The organism is Evansella halocellulosilytica (assembly GCF_002335745.1).
Taxonomy (GTDB): Bacteria; Bacillota; Bacilli; order Bacillales; family Salisediminibacteriaceae; genus Bacillus_CA; species Bacillus_CA halocellulosilytica.
In genome coordinates, this window is sequence record NZ_NIST01000001.1 from 2,813,383 (window position 1) to 2,832,764 (window position 19,382).

21 protein-coding genes are annotated in these 19,382 nt (G+C 35.8%); 12 read left to right on the plus strand and 9 right to left on the minus strand.

Features of this window, described 5'->3' with window-relative positions; translation table 11 throughout:
• Positions 1-55: 55 nt before the first annotated feature.
• The 6 genes from CD001_RS13380 to CD001_RS13405 all read right to left on the minus strand — a co-directional run bounded on the left by CD001_RS13380 (position 56) and on the right by CD001_RS13405 (position 5,627).
• Positions 56-250, minus strand: coding sequence for a hypothetical protein (locus CD001_RS13380; RefSeq protein ID WP_096188194.1), 195 nt, complete (start codon positions 248-250; stop codon positions 56-58).
• A gap of 106 nt (positions 251-356) precedes the next feature.
• Entirely contained in the window at positions 357-575 is a 219-nt protein-coding gene (locus tag CD001_RS13385; RefSeq protein WP_096188195.1) for a DUF5342 family protein, read from the minus strand.
• Positions 576-664: 89 nt separating this feature from the next.
• Positions 665-1,681 carry a YheC/YheD family endospore coat-associated protein gene (locus CD001_RS13390; protein ID WP_179298738.1) on the minus strand — a complete coding sequence of 339 codons (1,017 nt, stop codon included), beginning with the start codon at positions 1,679-1,681 and terminating at the stop codon, positions 665-667.
• 79 nt (positions 1,682-1,760) lie between these two features.
• On the minus strand, positions 1,761-3,164 hold the full coding sequence (locus CD001_RS13395; RefSeq protein ID WP_096188197.1) for a YheC/YheD family endospore coat-associated protein: 1,404 nt from the start codon (positions 3,162-3,164) through the stop codon (positions 1,761-1,763).
• Between the two features lie 34 nt (positions 3,165-3,198).
• On the minus strand, positions 3,199-4,239 hold the full coding sequence (locus CD001_RS13400) for a YheC/YheD family endospore coat-associated protein (protein WP_179298739.1): 1,041 nt from the start codon (positions 4,237-4,239) through the stop codon (positions 3,199-3,201).
• 20 nt (positions 4,240-4,259) lie between these two features.
• Positions 4,260-5,627 carry a YheC/YheD family endospore coat-associated protein gene (locus CD001_RS13405; RefSeq protein ID WP_096188199.1) on the minus strand — a complete coding sequence of 456 codons (1,368 nt, stop codon included), beginning with the start codon at positions 5,625-5,627 and terminating at the stop codon, positions 4,260-4,262.
• A 157-nt stretch (positions 5,628-5,784) separates the two neighbouring features.
• Between CD001_RS13405 and CD001_RS13410 the strand changes: the two genes are divergently transcribed.
• From CD001_RS13410 to CD001_RS13425, 4 genes are all read left to right on the plus strand, one after another.
• Positions 5,785-6,927 (plus strand): DUF445 family protein, encoded by a 1,143-nt coding sequence (locus CD001_RS13410; protein ID WP_179298740.1) that lies wholly within the window; start codon positions 5,785-5,787, stop codon positions 6,925-6,927.
• 126 nt (positions 6,928-7,053) lie between these two features.
• A complete protein-coding gene (locus tag CD001_RS13415) occupies positions 7,054-7,413 on the plus strand; it encodes a YlbF family regulator (RefSeq protein ID WP_096188201.1) in 360 nt (119 codons plus the stop codon).
• Between the two features lie 199 nt (positions 7,414-7,612).
• Positions 7,613-8,464 (plus strand): Cof-type HAD-IIB family hydrolase, encoded by an 852-nt coding sequence (locus tag CD001_RS13420; RefSeq protein ID WP_096188202.1) that lies wholly within the window; start codon positions 7,613-7,615, stop codon positions 8,462-8,464.
• Positions 8,465-8,629: 165 nt separating this feature from the next.
• Positions 8,630-9,061: a PaaI family thioesterase gene (locus CD001_RS13425; protein WP_096188203.1), complete on the plus strand. Its 432-nt coding sequence runs from the start codon at positions 8,630-8,632 to the stop codon at positions 9,059-9,061.
• Positions 9,062-9,082: 21 nt separating this feature from the next.
• Here the strand turns inward: CD001_RS13425 and CD001_RS13430 are convergent, their stop codons facing one another.
• On the minus strand, positions 9,083-9,268 hold the full coding sequence (locus CD001_RS13430) for a YhzD family protein (protein WP_096188204.1): 186 nt from the start codon (positions 9,266-9,268) through the stop codon (positions 9,083-9,085).
• Positions 9,269-9,455: 187 nt separating this feature from the next.
• On the opposite strand from CD001_RS13430, the gene CD001_RS13435 reads away from it, so the two are divergent.
• From CD001_RS13435 to yhaM, 7 genes are all read left to right on the plus strand, one after another.
• Positions 9,456-9,797, plus strand: coding sequence for a hypothetical protein (locus CD001_RS13435; RefSeq protein WP_179298741.1), 342 nt, complete (start codon positions 9,456-9,458; stop codon positions 9,795-9,797).
• Between the two features lie 211 nt (positions 9,798-10,008).
• Positions 10,009-11,241 carry a metallophosphoesterase family protein gene (locus tag CD001_RS13440; protein WP_096188206.1) on the plus strand — a complete coding sequence of 411 codons (1,233 nt, stop codon included), beginning with the start codon at positions 10,009-10,011 and terminating at the stop codon, positions 11,239-11,241.
• On the plus strand, positions 11,235-14,219 hold the full coding sequence (locus CD001_RS13445; RefSeq protein ID WP_096188207.1) for an ATP-binding protein: 2,985 nt from the start codon (positions 11,235-11,237) through the stop codon (positions 14,217-14,219). The genes CD001_RS13440 and CD001_RS13445 overlap by 7 nt, the downstream gene beginning before the upstream one ends.
• Positions 14,220-14,306: 87 nt before the next feature.
• Positions 14,307-14,888, plus strand: a complete 582-nt coding sequence (locus tag CD001_RS13450) for a GbsR/MarR family transcriptional regulator (protein ID WP_096188208.1) — start codon at positions 14,307-14,309, stop codon at positions 14,886-14,888.
• A 186-nt stretch (positions 14,889-15,074) separates the two neighbouring features.
• Complete coding sequence (locus CD001_RS13455; RefSeq protein WP_096188209.1) at positions 15,075-15,746, plus strand: response regulator transcription factor; 672 nt, start codon at positions 15,075-15,077, stop codon at positions 15,744-15,746.
• On the plus strand, positions 15,743-17,149 hold the full coding sequence (locus CD001_RS13460) for a sensor histidine kinase (RefSeq protein WP_096188210.1): 1,407 nt from the start codon (positions 15,743-15,745) through the stop codon (positions 17,147-17,149). Before CD001_RS13455 ends, CD001_RS13460 begins: the two co-directional genes overlap by 4 nt.
• 23 nt (positions 17,150-17,172) lie before the next feature.
• On the plus strand, positions 17,173-18,132 hold the full coding sequence (yhaM, locus tag CD001_RS13465) for a 3'-5' exoribonuclease YhaM (RefSeq protein WP_096188211.1): 960 nt from the start codon (positions 17,173-17,175) through the stop codon (positions 18,130-18,132).
• 103 nt (positions 18,133-18,235) lie between these two features.
• Here the strand turns inward: yhaM and CD001_RS13470 are convergent, their stop codons facing one another.
• Positions 18,236-18,559, minus strand: a complete 324-nt coding sequence (locus tag CD001_RS13470; protein WP_096188212.1) for a hypothetical protein — start codon at positions 18,557-18,559, stop codon at positions 18,236-18,238.
• Positions 18,560-18,715: 156 nt separating this feature from the next.
• Between CD001_RS13470 and CD001_RS13475 the strand changes: the two genes are divergently transcribed.
• The gene (locus tag CD001_RS13475) at positions 18,716-18,994 is read left to right on the plus strand and encodes a sporulation YhaL family protein (RefSeq protein WP_096188213.1); all 279 of its coding nucleotides are present in this window, start codon (positions 18,716-18,718) and stop codon (positions 18,992-18,994) included.
• Positions 18,995-19,065: 71 nt separating this feature from the next.
• On the opposite strand, the gene CD001_RS13480 is transcribed toward CD001_RS13475, so the two are convergent.
• Positions 19,066-19,161 (minus strand): YjcZ family sporulation protein, encoded by a 96-nt coding sequence (locus tag CD001_RS13480; RefSeq protein WP_096188214.1) that lies wholly within the window; start codon positions 19,159-19,161, stop codon positions 19,066-19,068.
• Positions 19,162-19,382 lie beyond the last annotated feature (221 nt).

Sequence of the window (19,382 nt, forward strand, 5' to 3'; positions counted from 1 at the left end):
CAGGGAAAAATCTTCGTTGACTCGTTTCTTTTTGTCCTCCTTTTTGAACACACACTTAATCTTCTTTTTTTCGTTTTTCTTCTGCTAAGTAGGGGGCATCTTCTTTATAAAATTCTTGAGCCGCTTCAATCTGTCTCTTGCCGAAAGTTATGTGATCCTGTCCACCTGCAAGCCCTTCATTCGTCATTCGATCAATGTCCATCATAACTTCATCTCTTCCTTCATGTTTCGAACCTTTATTGTCGGTCATGAAACGATCCCTCCTTTGTGAAGTAGGGTGTTTCACCTTATCAAAAAATATCCGTTATTGACGCTGCTAAATGATCATGCAAATAAGAAGGAGAGGTTGCTTGTTATTAATGGTCTTCATACACATGGTATAGCATTAAATCGTGTACACAGGACTCAACGAATTGTTGATCGTCTTCAGCCATGTCTCCAGGCTGTTTCCAATGAATAGAACCATCTTTGAAATAGTGACCAATAAAACGCTTTTTCTTATAATAAAAAGAAAATTGCCATTCCTGATTAATCATATTATTTTTAATTTCTTTGTATTGAAAATGAGTCAGCATACGTGAGACCACTCCTTTTAACGAACTATCACTGAATATATATACATTTTATCATATAAAGGTGCCTGGCACCTGGATAATAATAGGAATTACATTTTGGCGTTTAGAAGCATTGTTGCTAACGATTGGATCGATTTATTTTGTATTTCGAGTTCATCAAAGATCATTGGTTTACTGTTTACGTCAAATATCCAGGGGTGTTTTTCTTCATCTAACCCGAGATCAAATGAAAATTCTTGAACGTTGTCAAAGTGTTTTTGGAGTGTTTCACCAATCAATTTTCCGAGGTCTTCTACTTCCTCCTCAGTTGGGGTAAAAGGCACCTCTTTAATCGGAAGTAGCTTTCCCCCTTTTGGGACATGTGTTGTTAAACCATTTTCCTTTGCAACACGCGGGGCATATCCAATAAGCTTCCAACGATTGTTTAAATAATGCATTAAAATTCGAAAATCATATTTTAACTTATCGACTTTATTCAAGGAAATGCCTTTTTGTATGATGATTTGCCTTTTTTTTAATAACGGTGTCAGCATATACATTAATTTTTTTTCGGTTAGATGGGGAAATGTTTTTCGTTGTGAGTAAAGTGTATAGTCATCGTTCTTATTGTAAGTGATTTTCCATATCCCGTTTCCTTGTGATCCGTGAACGTCTTTTAAAAAAACGACACGATGTTTTGCAATGAAATGTTTCAAGGCAAGATCATTGGTGTAAGGGACAGTAGTAGGAAAGTAATTTCTTATTTTATTCCTTTTTTGTAATAGCCGGGCAACTTTTTCTTTATGAAAAAAGCTAGCATTAAAATATGGGATGTTTTCTTCTTTTAAAAATTGAAAGTAATCTTGAACCCGTTTGTTATTTTCAAGTTCTCGATACGGGAAGCGATTATATACGACAGAAGGTTTAGGGCATGTTGTTTTGATCCAAGTAGCAGTGGAAGTCTGCCACTTGTAAGCAGCAAGCTCCCTTTGATTAAATGAGAAAGGGAAGACAAATCCCTCACTCTCTTCATTATTCAATTGTGTAATAAGCTTTCTGAAAAATTTCTCATCTCCTATAAAAGGTTTCCCATGTTTTGAGCTAGTTAAAATCACTACATTTTTCACGATAGGCTCCTTTTTCATGAACATTCTTTTGTCGCAAAAAACATTCTCAATCTCATTAAACTTGAGTTCGTTAAATGATTTAGAAGATAGAATGGACGACCGGTGTTTCAGCAAGTATCGATTTTTCGTGAAGATACATGGCATAATCCATAGGTAAACGTCTCGTAAGCTGGTCGTCATAACGTAATTTAGGATGAGAAAAAATCGTTCTCCCTGGTTTAGAGTTAGCCTCAAACATCCAAATTTTCTCATTTCGATCGATGCCGAGGTCAAAGCCTATTTCACCGACATTCCCTTCAATTGCTTCATCAATTAAATGACTTAATAGTAGTGCAGCCTGTTTTAAATCATTTAATAGTTGTTTTTTAAGCTGCAAATCTTCCCATATTTCTGACACTGACTTTACTTGACCACCACTTTTTACGTGAGTCGTAACGCTTCCAGGACCAGCTACTTTCGCTGCAAGTGCGCTTAATTTCCATTGTCCGTTCATATCTTTATTCGTATGAACCCGAAAATCAATCGGTTTATTTTGGAAAGATAGTAGATCAATCCCTTCTTGAACGACAAAATTGTCAAACCCACTAGGAAATTGAACTTTTAAAAGGCGATCTAACGAGCTATACCGTCTTAATCGGTTTCTTTTTTTATCTCTGAACCGGCAATAATAAAAACTTTCCTCAGGTTTATAAATGATTTGTTGTATCCCCATACCTAAGCTGCCATTTTTAGGTTTCATATAAATATGATGACATTCCTTAATAATCGTTCGAACATCTGATTTTTTAGGAAAAGCAAGAGTTCTTGGTAAAAAAGGGACTGCATTCTCGTTAATTGTAAGTTTTTCATGAATATCCCATTTGTCAAAAAACCCAGGGTTAAAAATAGGAATATTGTATTCTGAACGTAAACGTTGAACGACATCACTATATTCGGCTAGTCTTTCTGTTTTTCTATTAGGGAGACGGTCATAGATGACATTAGGGAGAGGAAGTTGAATGGAACTCCATCCTTTATCTGTAAATTGATATCCGCTAATCGTTCCTTCTTCCCATTGAATATGATGAACGCCAAATATGACTGCTAAAGCCCCTGACTTTTGAGCAGCTTGAGCATATTTAGCGAAAAGAAATGACCGTTCTCCAACAGGGCGAAGCTGGCTTCCGGTAAATCCAGCAGTGAATATTCCGATAATCGGTCCGAGATAAACCCTGTCATTTTTGTCATATATCATTGACATAGCAGAACTTGTTTGAGGGATAAGCAAGTTTTGTGCAAGTTGGTGAGAAAGAACAAGCTCATTTCTTTTCACGTCATCACGAAAAAAAATCCGGCTTGGTATTTCTTTAGAACCGAAGACAATATGCTTTGTTCCTCCGTTTCGGATCTGCCACTCTCGACGATATTCACTTGATACAATGAATGATTGATCGTTATTTTTCTTATCTATAGTTAACTTTTCAACTTGGTTGTACTGTGACATAACTTTCACTCCTTTTGGAAATTTAGGGAGAACATCAATTGTTCACATCGTGTTCGATTGCTTTATAAGGCCCTTCACATATAAAGTGCTTTTTATTTTCTTCTGAGAGTTGGAGGATTGTTTTATATCCGGGCTTTGAATTTACCTCTAAAATCCACATTTGCCCATTCTCCTCGATTCCAATATCAATGCCAATTTCAAAAACAGCAGGGTGGTGCTTTTCTATTTGTTTAGGAAGCTCTTCCTTTATCGTCTTAAACATTCGTTTAAACTCACTTTTTTGTGCTTTTGGTATGTGAACGTTTTTTTTCACGTGTCCTCCTGACGTTAAGTTAGAAATGAGTGTCCCTTTTTTTCCGAACCGGTATCCCATTCCGATCATCTTCCAAACATTTGGAGACCTTTTTTGCATGACGACTCGCAAATCAAATGGAACATTATTTTTCGTTAACGGTAAAAATGGCTGGATAAGATAAGGTTCAATGAAATGATTTGTATGAAGCTGTTCGTAAACGTCTTGCAATTGTTCATGAAACATTTGTGAAAATGAGTTATCACCACTTTGTATGAGCGTGCGACCGTCTTCATACGAAATTTTATAAAATCCTTGTCCTCCAGCACCGAAAATCGGCTTTAATGCAATCGAACGATACTTGATTAAAAATGAAAGGAAACTTTCTTTATTTAATATGGCACTAGTTGGAATGTAATGAGCTAACCGTTCGTTTTCTATTAGCCATTGATATACTTTCCATTTATTTGGGAATCCTTCGCCGATAAACTTCGCTCGTTTTTTTAATCGAATAACGATCGTATGGCATTTTTTCTTCAGTTCTTTGTTTGTTGGATAGAAGCATCGGTCGTATATATATGTTGGCAATGAAAAGGTCTTTTTTTCCCACGTTTCAGTTGTTTTATTAAAGTAATAACCATGTACCTCATCCGTTTTTTGATTCCAGCTGAATGGTGTAAATTGATAAACGGTAATGTCGTTTACGGAGCAGATTTTTGCTACTTCATCAATATATTCAGAGCCTTTGTTAAAAGTGTTTTGCAGGATTCCTAATGTCTTCACAATATTATCCTCCATCTAGATTAAGATTGAACAAATCGAGTTAATGATGATGCATAACTTAAAACGTATTTTATAGAAGGCAGCATTTTTGTCTGACTTTGCAAGCTGTCTCCTTTTGATGGTTTTATATTGACTTCTAAAATATATATTCTGCCGTCCTGATCAATCATAAAGTCAAAACCTAATTCTCCGTATTGCCCTATAGTAGCGAGGTCGAATGATTCAGCCGCATGGATTGCAAGCTCGTGTAATAAACGTTCCATTTGATTTGCCCTATTTTCATCAAAGGCATGATTCAGAACGACTCTAGGCTTTACCTGAGTCCCTCCTTGTGAAAGGTTTGTGACGATATTGTTTTCATTTCCAATTCGAGCGACTGCAGAACAACTTCTCCATTCTCCGTAATGATCTTTTATACATAAAACTCTGAAATCAACTGGAGCATTGTGATATAAGATTGTATTAATTCGAGGTTGGGCAATATATTGACGTCTTGAAAATTTATATTTTAAAAATTGATATATTGATTTTCTTTTTTTAAAAGATTTTGTATCACTTTCTTGATGAAGAGGGTATTGAATATAGTAAGAGTCCTTTTCTTTTGCAATGGACATAATACCAATTCCTTCCTTACCCCAGCATGGCTTTAAGTAAAAATGGTCATATTCATCGAATAAGTTGAGAAAGTCTTCCTTCGTCGAAATTTTTATCGTTTTCGGTAAATACGGTGCCAATGTCGGTTCTTCAGAGAGCATCTTGTATGAATCCCATTTATTAATAAAACGGTGATTAAAATAAGGGATGTTATTTTTTTTGAGTATATGAAAGAATTCTTTTCCAGCTGAAGAATTTTCTTGGTCTCGCCTGCCAATTCGGTTATAAACGACATGTGGGAGAGGGAACGAACGATTTTCCCACTTTTCTCCATCATATTGGTAACCGTGAACGATTTCACTTGTTGTACTTTGGAAGGAAAACACAAAAAACGGTAAGTACAATTCTCGTGCTTTAATCGCCATTGATTGAGCATAATTAGTAATTGTACCTAACATCTGTTCACGAGAAGAAAAACCCTCACCGATGACCATCCCTATAGAAGGCCCGAAATGGAACGTTTTCTCTTCTTGATCGTAAAAACATTGAACCCTCTGATTAAGCGGAATATGCAGCTTTTCAGCTATATTTTTTGAGACAAACATTGTTTTATCAAGGATGTTCTCGGATATTTCAATGACACATTCTTCTTTGAAAAAGTGATATTGTATGTGTATTGATTGTTTCTGTTTTACGTTCCATATAGAAGAAATTTTTTGAGGGATCATGATTTTGTTATCTTTTAAAGTGTCTAAAATATCAACATAATGTAATTGAAGCGGATGACTATACATACGAATCCCTCTCGATTCTTTTTCAATATTGGTTTATATACTAACAGGATCGTGCTTAAACGAATTACGAATGAGTGTAAATTAGGTAAGTGCGGATAACCTATTTTATGATATGATCGTCTGAATTGTGCAAATGGCACACGAAAAGGTGGTATCCATGACAATTGAAATCATTTGGTTCTTACTATTAGTCATAATCGGTGCAGTAATTGGTGGCGGAACGAATATATTAGCGATTCGTATGTTGTTCCGCCCTCACTTGCCGTTTTATATAGGACGGTTCCGAGTGCCGTTTACTCCAGGACTAGTTCCGAAAAGGAGACAGGAAATAGCTGAACAGCTTGGAAAAATGGTAGAAGAACATTTAGTGACACCAGAAGGAATTGAAAGTAAACTTTTTGAAGGGTCAATAGCTAAAGAGGCTGAGAAAAAAATGATGGAGGCCATTGATTCGATTACAAATGATGAAAAAACGCTCAATGAGTGGGTCGCAGACCGAGTAGGAGACAGGTGGTCGACAGTAAATGCAACAGAAGCATATGAAACAGCAATAAAAAAGAAAATGATGACGTTTATTAATCATCAAAAGAGTGAAAAACTAAAAGATATAATGCCTGAGGACTGGATAAGAAAAGCGGAAGATCAGCTTCCAAGGATATCTTCTCAAATTCTACTACAAGTTGACCTCTTTTTAAATTCAGATGAAGGTGAAGCAGCACTTGATCATTTAGCCGATAGATTTTTTGAAACGAAGGGCAGTTTCGGTGGAATAATAGGTAAGGTAGCCTCCCGTTTTCAAGCAACGAAACTTCTCTCAAACGAATTAACGAAATTCGTCAGGGATAAACATGCCGAGAGACTGCTTAACGAGCTGTTAAAAAAAGAACTTGAGAAAGTATTAGAATCGCGTTTGGAGGAATTTATAAACGAGAACGGATTAGAAGAAAAAGTTGACGAAGTTGTTTCACTAGTCATTCAACAAACGCCTGTTATAAGTGAATGGGAACGACCGTTAAATCAATGGTCGTATAAATATAGAACCATTCTTTCAGAGACATTTGTTCCAAAATTAATGGAAACGGTGACATACTTAGCAAAAAAATACGTCCGTACAGTGATCACAAAGCTAGGGATAGGAGATATTGTAAGACAGCAAGTAAACAATTTTCCATTATCACGTCTTGAGGAGATGTTGTTAAATGTAGCAAAAAAAGAATTGAAAATGATTGCAGTATTAGGTGCTATCGTGGGCGGTGGAATCGGTGGAATACAGGGTATAATTATTTTCTTTCTATTATGAATCTTATTGATAACGTGAATTCCAATTGTAATCATGTTATAGTCGAGTGGAGAACTGTTCGTGCTTTTTGAATGTACTCATATCGCTTCGATAGTGCGGATAAATACTAAGGAGGAATTTTTCTTTATGGCTAATCCATACGATAAGGCACATGAGTTAGCAAGTGTCTTGAAAGAAAGCGAAGAATTTACAACATTGAGAGACCTTCATAATGAAGTGAATAATGACGAAGTTGCAAAACGTATGTTAGATAACTTCCGAAAAGTTCAAATTGAACTTCAGCAAAAACAAATGCAGGGTGCTCAAATTACAGAAGAAGAAATCCAAGAAGCTCAAAAGCAATTTGAAGTTGTTCAACAACATGAAACGATTTCAAAGCTAATGGAGCAAGAACAGCGTATGAGCCAATTAGTTGGTGAGCTTAACAAAATCGTAACAGAGCCTTTAGAGGAGCTTTACGGTGTAGAAGGTCAAGAGGAACAATAATTGAACAAGCTAAAGAGCAGATTCCATTTTAAATGGTGTCTGTTTTTTTATGCTATAAGCGTGATTAGATTACTAGGCAGGATGGTCTTTTCCAATGACGAAACGTATTGTATATCTTTGATTAAAAGTTCTATTCATTCTAACAAGGACATATATGTATTACCAACGCAACAAGGAATCATGAAGGGGGAAGACAGCTATGGCATACCGCTTATTGGCGTTGGACATCGATGGAACCCTATTGAAATCTAATCATCGACTAGGGAAAGAAACGAAGGATGCAATTGAATTTGTAAAGAGTAAAGGAGTTTACGTTACGTTAGCAACTGGTAGAGCATTTCCTTCTGCAAAAAAAGTAGCAAAAGCATTAAAAATTAGTGAAAATTATTTAATTACCCATGATGGAGCTTTCGTCGCTCAAGATTCTGCTAAGCCAATATTTGAAAGACGTGTAGAATCGAGCACAGTGTACCAAATTGTTGATATTCTTGAGAATTATCATTGTCATATAAGGCTGCTGCATGAGAAATATGCTCTTGGCAACAAAGTGCATCATAAAAACCAATTAATCGCAAAAATGAATGCTGGAATGGGTGACCCTTTATTTTATCCAGTTAATTTTGTTGATTCTCCTAGCCATCATTTAATTGATCAACCGTTGACAGTTCCAAAGGTCAAAGCATTCTTTTGGAATGACATGGAGAAACAAGATGCAATCGAAGAACTTAAGGAAGCTGTGTCAGATATACGCATAACATGTTCTGAAAAAGGGAGTCTTGATATTACGGATGCGACCGTATCAAAAGCAAAAGGTCTTCAAATACTAGGGAAAAAATTGGGGATTCCTTTAAAAGATATGGTGGCTATTGGCTCTTATGATAATGATGAAGAAATGGTTGCACAAGCCGGGCTTGGTGTAGCTATGGGGCAATCTTCTCAGAAACTCAAGTCATTGGCCAATTGGATTACTCGTTCAAATGATCAAAATGGTGTCGGATATATGGTAAAAGAAGTGTTTAGAAAGCAGCTTCGAACAGAGGTATACAAATAATTTATTGAAGTCATAGAAATACGTGACGGGGGTGTCCCATAAGCTGATGCTTGTGAAGGCACCCTCGTCTATTTTTGTACTCGCTAATTATAGAAAGTTTTTTATGATCATACAATTCTCTTAAATTTCAGTTTATAATAGAGTGATATGAAAGGAGGGATTGGCTTGGATGAAAAGTTGTTAAGGGATAGGTTTGAAAAAGCAATGAATGTACATGAAGATGGAACAGGACAACAATTTTTATACTCTTTATTCGATTTTGATATATCATACTTTGAAGAGGAAGAGAAAGTTCGGATACAAGCTCCTGTGAATCCAATCATGTTCAATCCCGTCGGGTTTATTCATGGTGGAATTCTTACATATATAGCTGATACAGCAATGGGACATTTATGCGCTGCATTTGCTGATAACCCTGGGGTATCTCTCGAATTAAAAACACAATTTTTCAGGTCAGCAAATGAAGGGACTCTCATTGCAGAAGCATATTTTTTGAAAAAAGGTAAAAATGTTCAATTTGTTGAGTGTGAATTGTCTGATCACCATAATCGAATGTTAGGAAAAGTAACCGCGACATTTTATTCACTTCAAAAATAAAAAGGGGCAGTCCGCCCCTTTTTATTGATGGAAGTGAACAAGACCTCCTGATGAGCGGACGACACGGCTGGTGCTTTCTAATAGGTTTTCTTCCTTTAATCTGTCAATGCCCCGCTGTTTCGCTTCTTTATCGTCTCCAGCTTCAATCACTTCATTTAATAAATGTGCCCCTGCTTTGTCATATACAGTTAAAAAATACTTTGCCATACACGTTCCCCCTTTTTTATGCTAATTATATTCTAAATTTTCCATCACTTTTTATCAAGATTAGTGATGTTATACAGGATGTTCAAAAAGCTTTTTGTCTTCTTTTTGACCACACACTATTAATTTTCTTTTATCACCATTCGCCTATTAGATGAATAGTATGGGCAGTGGAAGGAGGGGTTCAGTAATGAATCAAAATGATATTCGGAAATTATGTGAAGACCATATGCATCGTTATGTCATGGTAACTACACAAGACAACCAACAGTATGACGGAATTGTAGAAAATGTAGACGATGACAATCTTTATCTTGCGGTCCCGAACACAGATATGGATATGTCAGAACAAATGATGCCACCAGGATATGGTGGTTTTGGATATGGATATGATCCTAGTTTTTCAAGAGGGTTTTATCCATACGGATTTTCTCCATATCCTTATCCGTTTTTCAGACCGAGACGCCGTTTCAGAAGATTTATTTTTCCGTTAGCAGCAATAACTGCCTTATCACTACTCCCGTATTATTAGCTGAAAGAGGCTGGCTCAAAAAAATGTGACTTGAGTCAGCCATTATTTTTGGGGTTAGGTGCGAACGTTCATTCGCTTTTGTGTTATAATTTAAAATAAAAATAGGAGTAATATAAAGGTTTACATATAAATTCAGGCAGTCTTAATTCATTTTCATTGTTGCTGTGTATATATATGAATTGGAAATATCTCGATAAAAGGGAGAGTTGACATGATACGTTTTATACATTGTGCAGATATTCATTTAGGGCGTTCTATACAATTAGAGTCTGGAATGCCTGATGAGATGAAAGAGATCGTTTTAAATGCGACTTACATATCATTTGAAAATATCGTAACGGAAGCAATCAAGCAAAACGTTGATTTTCTTTTAATAAGTGGAGATTTGTATGATCGTGCACACCGTTCTTTAAGAGGGCAATGGTTTGTAAAAAAGCAGACCGAACGATTATATGGAGAGAACATCAACGTATTTATCATACATGGAAATCATGACCCTTTAGTTGATACACATAATCTTATTCACTTGCCAGAAAATGTCCATGTCTTTTCATCAGAAGGCGAAAAAATAAAATACTTGACCTCAACAAACGAAACCGTTTTTATCCATGGTGTTAGTTATCCCGAAAAAGCATACACCGATGATCCACTTCCACGATATGAGAAGGCTAAGGATCTTTCTGGTTACCATATTGGTATGCTGCATGGACAAGAACGAACTCACCAAGAACATGAACCGTATGCACCTTTTGAATTAAAAGGGTTGCTGGCAATGGGTTATCATTATTGGGCATTAGGACACATTCATCAACAAAAGATATTAACGGATCATCCCCCCGTTATTTATCCCGGAAATGTGCAAGGGGCACACCGAAAAGAACGAGGTGAAAAGGGTGCTTATTTAGTAGAGTTAAGAAATAATCAATCTCACGTAAGCTTTTTTCATACAGCCCCAATTATATGGGATGAAGTGGAGGTTTACATTGATCATATTGAAGGCGTAGAGCAGCTTGTCCAGGAAGTATTGCTGAAACTACCACAATCAGCTTCACGCCAAAAGTTTATCATTGAAGTCAATTTTAGAGGTAACGGCATGCTTCATGAGCATTTAAAGAAAGAGGAGAACAGGGAAGAGTTACGATCACTTTTACGTGAAGAAAGTCCAAGCGGCTGTTGGGTACATAGATTAAACATACATACATCACCATTCATTAATCGTCAGCAACTGCTGAATCAAGATCACTTGCTTGGAGACATCGTTCGAGCTGCCGATAATTTGAAGCAAAACGACTGCTTTGATGACGTTCTTGTACAACTGCGTGAAAATCGATTGATGAAAAAGTATATTCGACCTTTTTCAGATGAAGACGAAGATGAAATCATTGATTCAGCAGAAAAAGTGCTGTTGTCCTCATTAATGGAAGAGAGTGGTGAAGGATGGTAATCAAAAAAATACATATATACGGTTTTGGCAAATGGGAAGATCAGACTTGGTCATTGAATGAGAGCGGAATTCACCTTTTTTTAGGTGAAAATGAATCAGGAAAATCAACGATCATGTCTTTTATTGAAGCGATATTGTTTGGTTTTCCGAAAAAGAATGAACGGCAATATGTTCCTGTTACATCACAAGCTTATGGTGGGAAAGTTGTCCTGTCAATAGAAAAGTACGGAAATGTTTCCGTTGAGAGGATTAAAGGGCGAAAAGCTCGTGGAGACGTTACGGTAGTGTTAGACGATGGTCAGCAAACAGGAGAGCAATTTTTAACCGGACTATTAGCTGATATTGATCAACATACTTTTCGTGGAGTATTCCACTTTAATTTAGACGGGTTGGCTGGATTAGAGAAAATGGATCCAGCAGAATTAAACCATTATCTCATTGATACAGGAATGGTAGGTGCGCAAAATCTGTTTCTTTTAGAAAAAAATATTGAGCAAGAGATGTCTAAGTTGTATAAGAAACGAGGCAGAAAAACAGAAATGAATCTCCTTGCTGCAAAAATTGAAGAAATTGAAAACGAAATTATAAAGTGGGAACAAAAAATTGACGAGTACGAGATGATCATAAAAGATCTTGAACAAAAAGAGACCGATCAAAAACAGTTAGAAAATAAATTACATTCATTAAAAGCAGAGCAACGTCGACTTGAAAGGAAGTCAGAATTAGCCCCGTTAGCTGCAAAATGGGAACAGCTTCACCTTCAACTAAATGAAATGGAATCAATCGGCACATTTCCTGAGGAAGGATTAGAGCTTCATAAACGATATACTGAGAAACGTTTGGAAACGCAAAGCAATGAAAAACAAAGTGGAGAGAGATTAAAACAAATAGAAATAGAAATAGAGGAGAAAAAGCTATTTCCATCATTATCAACATTGAAAATAGAGTTCAACCGGTTAAATAAATATCAAGAATTATATGATAAAAGACAGCTAGACCTCGATGAATTAGTCATTGAACGAAAGAGGTTCATTGATGAGATGGAACAGATTGAAAAAGAATGGGGACACGGTTCAGATGAATTTGAACATTTTCGATATGTCCCTGCTGTTTTTCAACAATTTGCTGCTATTCGCGAGGCGTGGCGGACGGTAAACGTTCAAGAAGAGCACCTCCTTCAGCAAAAAGAGGCAATCGAACAACAGCATAGAATAGTTGAACAACATCTAGTGAATGTAAATGAAAGTATGATGGATCGTTCAGAATATGAAGAAATAAAAAATAATCTCAATAGACTGGACAGCAACAAACACCTTCATTTAAAATTGACCTTTCTAAATGACCAAGTGTCCTTTTACGAACAAGAAGATGAGGAGTTAAACAAACAAAGGAAAGCATTATTTCCGATTTTTATCGGAGGGACAAGTTTGTTTCTATTGATTACAGTTTTTCTAAGTTTATTTACAAATCTTCTATACACGAGCATTAGCAGTATTATGACAATCCTCTTTAGCTTAGCAATGATTATTTTCATAAGAAAAATGAACATCAAACAAAAACGGGTAAAGAAAATGATTTCTGACAAAATGGAAGAAAAACGGAATGTGGAGCAAAATTTGAATGAACAAGATCGCGATTTAATCAATAAATGGCAGAAAGTGATACATGAGGAAGAAACGAAGCGTAAGCATTTTGAAAAGTTACAAGAGGATTTCGTTCAAATAAAAGATAATCAATCGATTTGGGAACATTCCTGGGAGGATACACAAACGAAAAAGGAGCAAATTGCAGAAGAACTTAAAAAGTGGTGTGAAGATCTCCATTATCCAGTTGATCAAAGTGTTGAATATTATGAGGGATTTATTGATGCTATAAAACAGTGGAAAGCATTACATGCTAATGTGAAAAGTTTGAACGAAAAAATAAAGCGGTACAATGAAAAACAAAAGGAATTCGAAAGAGATGTAAATAAACTTCTTGAACAAATCGGTGTTCAGAACACTTCTTATGTAAATGAAGCGTTGAAAGTTGTTCATGAATTTATTTTAAGAGAAAGTGAAAAAGAAAAAACGATTGAAAAATTAGAAAGTGAAAAAGCATATCGAAGAGAACGATATGAAAAGAATAAAGCAGAAAGAATACAAATTGAACAATCAATTGATCAACTTTTTAATGATGCAGGTGTTCGCAGCAAGGATGAGTTTCTTGAAAAAGGGCGGTATTTCGAAAAGAAGAAAGAGCGAATAGAAGAAAAAGAGAACATATGGTATCAAATGAAAGCTATTAGTACGGAAAAAGAAAATTTTGAGTACTTATTAGAAACACTTTTAAAAGAAAACATTGATTATGAACATGAAAAAGAATACTTAGAACAAAATATTAATACTGTTGAAAAGAAATTAAATGAAGCAATTGAAGAAAAAATTAAACTGCAGCATGAAAAGAATCTATTAGAACAGGACAAAACATATGAAGAGCAGCTTCAATTATTTTCACAATTAAAAGAAGAACTGCAAGGCTATGCAAAAAAATGGGCGATTTTTGCTGCGAGTCAAATGTTAATTGAGGATGTAAAAAAAACATATGAAGAAAAAAGACAACCTTCTGTCATTAAACTAGCAGAAACATTCTTTCAAAAGATGACTGGTGGAGATTATAAGAGGTTATTTGCGCCACTAGGAAGGGAAAAGTTTATTGTTGAAAGAAAAGATGGTTTGCATTTTGAACCTGCAGACTTAAGTCGCGGAACATGTGAGTTGTTATACTTATCGCTCCGTTTAGCGCTGGCAAGTCATGTTGCTAAAGGGCTAAAACTGCCGTTAATGATGGATGAAACGTTAGTGAATATTGACCGTGCAAGAAGGCGAAAAATCATTTCAGTTTTACAATTGATCAGCAAGGAACGCCAAGTATTATACTTTACCTGTCACGATGATTTCTTGAAAGAATGTGAGGAAAAATGTGTGATTGGTCTGTAATCTTATGAATCATGGCTAGACACTCTTTTATCCAAAACAATCTTTTGGTAAAATCATTGTCATAGAGCTAAGGTGGGGGTTATCTCATTGAGTGAAGACAACAATAACAATCATAGTAATAATCGTGAATGGGAAAAATACGAAGAAACGAAAGATCAATTCATCCAAAGCATTGCAAAAAATATGAGTTTATACGGTATAACGCCATCGATTGGCAGATTATACGGTGCATTATATTTTTCAGAGCGGCCGATGACACTTGATGATATGCGCGAAGCGTTAGGGATGAGTAAAACAAGTATGAGTACAGGCGTTAGATCTTTATTTGATATGAAGATGGTAGAGCCTGTATTTAGAAGAGGGGTCAGAAAAGATTTATATCGAACAGAAGAAGATTGGTATAAGTCATTTACAGCCTTATTCTCTCGTCAATGGCGTAAAGCGACTGAAACGAATATTGAAGAAGCGGATGAAGCGCGTGAAGTAATGGAGCGTGTATTACGTAAGACTGATGATCCGGATTTAAAGGTAAAGATAGAAAATGACTTAGAGCGGTTATCATATGCAAGACAATACTATGTATGGCTATTACAGTTTGTGGATGTCGTTGAAAGTGGTAAAATCTATGAACTCGTTCCAAAAATTGAATTTGAAAAAGATGATGAATAAAAGGCTGACTCGATATCAAGGAATCTGGCTTTAAGCTGTAGAATGCAGGGACATCACACTGTATTCAGCTGAAACTTAGTCAGATTCTTTGGAGTCGGCTGTTTTTATACCACTTTTTAACATAATATTTTTCAATCATATTGTTTTGTATTAAAATATGATCAAACATATAGAGGGTGATAATAGATGGAACCATTTAAAGTGTATTTAGTAGAAGATGAGAAAAATTTGGGTGAAGTTATAAAAGCGTATATGGAAAAAGAAGGCTGGGAAGTGAAACACTTTACAGATGGAAAGGATGCTTCTGAATATATTGATCAATCTCCTCATTTATGGATATTAGACATCATGCTTCCTGGTATGGACGGGTATCAGCTTTTAAAAGCCGTAAAGTCGAATGAGGATACTCCAGTTATTTTTATTTCAGCACGAGACAAAGATTTAGATCGTGTTTTAGGGCTAGAGTTAGGAAGCGATGACTACTTAGCAAAACCATTTTTGCCAGAAGAGTTAGTCATTCGAGCAAAAAAGCTGCTACATCGAATATATCCTGAAGGTGAAGATAAAGCAGAGAAGATTGAACTAAACGGATATACAATTGATACCCATTCTCGTACAGTTCATGACGGAAGCGAGCAGATAGAGTTAACGACAAAAGAAATGGACTTAATTATTTTGCTTACGTCAAATATTGGGAAAGCCTTATCTAGAGAAGAAATTATTGAATATGTGTGGGGAAGTGACTATTTTGGATCGGAGCGGGCTGTTGATGATGTTGTCCGTAGAGTTAGAAAGAAATTACCTCGAATTCATGTCGAAACATTATATGGGTTCGGTTATAGGGTTTTATCTTCATGATTAAACTGAATTTAACGCAACGAATTTGGTTTTCTTTTATTGCGATTATTTTAATGGTCGGTCTGCTCATTGGGATTATTTATCCCATTTCTCTAAAAAGTACGTTAACAGAAGAAACGTACCGTATAATCGAGCAGGAGCAGGCTCGTTTTACTGATCCATTAGGAGAACACTTAGTTCCTCCTAATTCTGAAGTTGACTTTATTGAGCGACGAGATGCTGAAAGGTCAGTTGGGCATATTTTTGTAATGAACCAATATGGAAGGATCGAAGGAGATCCAGTTCCGGATGAGGTTTTAAGAGAGATGGGGGAAAAAGTATACAATCAAGTTTCCCCCCGTGGCCGCTATGAGCTCACGTATAACGAAGCGACTTTATTTTATGTCGTATTTAAAGTATATACAACTGGAGGAGAAGCTTATCATATCTCCTTTATGTGGGATACGTACCGTGATCAAATGGTAAACCGTCTATGGGGACGTCTTTCCTACATTATGGTACTAGCCGGTTTATTAAGCTTAATACCTGCGTTTTGGTTAAAGCATTATTTAAAACAACCATTGACGAGTTTAGGAAATCACTTTGAACAAATATCTCAACGGAACTGGAAAGATCCATTTCATTGGGAAAAAGATAAAGATTTTAAAAAGCTATCTGATCAATTTGAGAAGATGCGTCAAAATTTAATGAAATATGATCGTGCACAGAAAACATTTATCCAGCATGCTTCACATGAATTAAAAACACCTATCATGGTTGTAAAAAGCTATGCACAATCAGTAAAAGATGGTATTTTACCAAAAGATAATATTGAAGAGACGATGGACGTTATTATTGAAGAATCTGATCGTATGGAAAAGCGTGTCAAAGACATGATCTATTACACGAAATTAGATTCTTTAAAAGAAGCACCTATGGATAAAGAGAAGTTTCCATTCGGTTCAATTGCTTACCGGATTGAAGAAAGGTTTCGATTGCAAAGAGAGGATGTAACATTCAACATAAAAGGAGATCACATTGATCTCTTCGGTGATAAAGAACTACTCGGCGTATTACTGGAAAATTTAGTTGAGAATGCTCTTCGTTATGCGATTGATTCGATTGAAATGGAAGCAGAAGAAAATGATGATCATGTGATTATTCATGTTAGAAATAACGGAGAACCAATACCAGAAAAAGAAATCGATCACATCTTTACACCGTTTCGAAAAGGGAATAAAGGCCAATTCGGGTTAGGCTTAGCGATTGTTAAACGGATCAGTGAGATCCATAACGGTTATCCGAAAGTTTCTAACGAAGAGGATGGCGTTTGTTTTTCCATGTACATCCCTAAAAACGAAGAGAAGAAAAAGAGAAAAAAGTTATCTAGAAAAAGTGAAGCAAGTGACAATGGAAGTCATTAATAAAAGGGTGAGGGGGAAAAGGAATGAACAAGGGGATTAACTACCATCAAATTGGTGATCCAGTTGAAAGCTACTTATTAATAAAATCAGCAAAAAAAGGTATAGCAAGTAATGGCAAACCGTTTTTGAGTTTACAAATGTCTGATAAAACAGGAGAAATTGAAGCGAAACTTTGGTCTATATCTCCGGAAGACGAAGCTACTTTTAAAAGCTCTATGGTCGTGCATATCCAAGGTGAAATCCAAGATTTTCGAGGGATGCGCCAGCTGAAAATTAAAGCGATCCGACCGACAACTAATATGGATCAAGTGAAGGCAAGAGATTTCATGCCGTCAGCACCGAGAGATCCTGCAGAAATGATTGAGCAAATTACACAGTATATTTTTGAAATGAAAAATTCGAAAATCCAACGAATAACGAGACATTTATTTAAGAAGCATCAGCAAGCTTTTACCGATTTCCCTGCCGCTACGAAAAATCATCATGAATTTGTATCGGGGTTAGCCTATCATGTTGTGAGTATGCTAGATTTATCAAAAAGCATTGCAACACTTTATCCTTCGTTAGATAAAGATTTACTTTATGCAGGAGTCATTTTACATGATTTAGGGAAAGTAAAGGAACTATCTGGTCCTTTAGATGCGCAATATACGATTGAAGGGAAGCTTCTTGGTCATATTACGATTATGGTTACCGAAGTAGAAGAAGCCGCCAAAGAACTCGAAATATATGGTGAAGAAGTACTTATACTTCAGCATTTAATATTAAGCCACCATGGAAAAGAAGAGTGGGGGAGTCCAAAACGTCCTGTAATTAGAGAAGCAGAAATCCTTCATATGATTGATAATATTGATGCGAAAATGAATATGATGGACAGAGCACTTGAGCGTGTAATGCCTGGAGAATTTAGTGAAAGAATTTTCCCAATGGAGAACCGTTCTTTATATAAGCCATCTTTTCATAACAAGCCAATAGATATTTAAATAAAAACGTTGTTTTAAAGAATGATAACTTTTAAGCAAACCTTCATAAAAAGAGTAGTCTCAAAAATGAATGTCACTTTTGAGACTACTCTTTTTTATATTGTTACCGTTTTTCTGTGACTGACTCATGTAGAAATTCATTAGCATGTATTGTAATGGTTAAAGCTTCATTCATCATATCGTTAAGAACTTCGTTTTCGTATAACTCGTAGCATTCAGATTGTAACCATTCATCCCAATTCATATGAGCACATTGTTGCCAAGCAATTTTCCAATGAGCTAGTAAGAATGTTTCGACTCGGTCATGAATGAGCGGGAAGAAAACTAAAGGCGAAATCGTATATTCTTTTTCAAGTTGTTCCATCGTATGACGAACTAGTTTTTCTTGAAACTGACCGTAAGTTTGTGAAAGCATTTGTCTTTCCATTAAAATCCCTCCATCTTATGGAAACTGTTTCCTCTTACGAATCATCCTATAAAAATAAATACCCGTTTTCAAATAAATTAAAACATTCTATCATATAATTTGTTATCTATCATATGGATGATAGAAAAGAATGAACAGAAATGAGAGGAGATTGCAATGAACCCAGTAAAAATTATTTTTTCCTTGATTGCTGCTATCTTTTTAATTTTCGTTATCCGATTACTCTCTTTAACTTCATTATCCGCAGAGGGCGGTTCTGGATTGCCGTGGTGGATATATGTTGTTTACATAGGAATTCTATTTAGCGGTATTATGTATGTCCATTCTCGTTTAGAAGAAAAAAGAAGAGAAGAAAAAGAGATAGAACTAGAAGGTTCACTATTTTTGGAAGAGTTTCATAGAAGAAGGAAAATGATCAATAATAAAAACGAATAAAAAATATTTTAAATGATATAGGAAAGGACTCTCATAAGCCGTTGCTTAAGAGAGTCCTTCGCTGCACTCACCTAGCAGACGTAAGCAGATCCTACAATGATGAGTAAAATGAATAGTACGACAATTAGAGTGAAGCCGTGATATGGAGCTGGTGCAGATCCTGACATGGCATGTCATCCTTTCTTTATTTTGTATAAGTGTACCCACTCATAAACTATGTACATGACTATATATATGCTACTAGGCAATCATGGATTTCATGAATACGCCTAGTAGCACACTCACACTGTGATAAGACAAATTTAATTGGGAAGCTGGGACATACCTAGCGGAGAATAACTGAAAACGTTCCAATCATCGTTTTTTAGATTTTCTTGTTGATTGTCAA

Coding starts and splice junctions, on each gene's coding strand:
- CD001_RS13380 (WP_096188194.1), bottom strand. CDS start 250: ATGACCGACAATAAAGGTTCGAAACATGAAGGAAGAGATGAAGTTATG.
- CD001_RS13385 (WP_096188195.1), bottom strand. CDS start 575: ATGCTGACTCATTTTCAATACAAAGAAATTAAAAATAATATGATTAAT.
- CD001_RS13395 (WP_096188197.1), bottom strand. CDS start 3,164: ATGTCACAGTACAACCAAGTTGAAAAGTTAACTATAGATAAGAAAAAT.
- CD001_RS13405 (WP_096188199.1), bottom strand. CDS start 5,627: ATGTATAGTCATCCGCTTCAATTACATTATGTTGATATTTTAGACACT.
- CD001_RS13410 (WP_179298740.1), top strand. CDS start 5,785: ATGACAATTGAAATCATTTGGTTCTTACTATTAGTCATAATCGGTGCA.
- CD001_RS13415 (WP_096188201.1), top strand. CDS start 7,054: ATGGCTAATCCATACGATAAGGCACATGAGTTAGCAAGTGTCTTGAAA.
- CD001_RS13420 (WP_096188202.1), top strand. CDS start 7,613: ATGGCATACCGCTTATTGGCGTTGGACATCGATGGAACCCTATTGAAA.
- CD001_RS13430 (WP_096188204.1), bottom strand. CDS start 9,268: ATGGCAAAGTATTTTTTAACTGTATATGACAAAGCAGGGGCACATTTA.
- CD001_RS13435 (WP_179298741.1), top strand. CDS start 9,456: ATGAATCAAAATGATATTCGGAAATTATGTGAAGACCATATGCATCGT.
- CD001_RS13440 (WP_096188206.1), top strand. CDS start 10,009: ATGATACGTTTTATACATTGTGCAGATATTCATTTAGGGCGTTCTATA.
- CD001_RS13445 (WP_096188207.1), top strand. CDS start 11,235: ATGGTAATCAAAAAAATACATATATACGGTTTTGGCAAATGGGAAGAT.
- CD001_RS13455 (WP_096188209.1), top strand. CDS start 15,075: ATGGAACCATTTAAAGTGTATTTAGTAGAAGATGAGAAAAATTTGGGT.
- CD001_RS13460 (WP_096188210.1), top strand. CDS start 15,743: ATGATTAAACTGAATTTAACGCAACGAATTTGGTTTTCTTTTATTGCG.
- yhaM (WP_096188211.1), top strand. CDS start 17,173: ATGAACAAGGGGATTAACTACCATCAAATTGGTGATCCAGTTGAAAGC.
- CD001_RS13470 (WP_096188212.1), bottom strand. CDS start 18,559: ATGGAAAGACAAATGCTTTCACAAACTTACGGTCAGTTTCAAGAAAAA.
- CD001_RS13475 (WP_096188213.1), top strand. CDS start 18,716: ATGAACCCAGTAAAAATTATTTTTTCCTTGATTGCTGCTATCTTTTTA.
- CD001_RS13480 (WP_096188214.1), bottom strand. CDS start 19,161: ATGTCAGGATCTGCACCAGCTCCATATCACGGCTTCACTCTAATTGTC.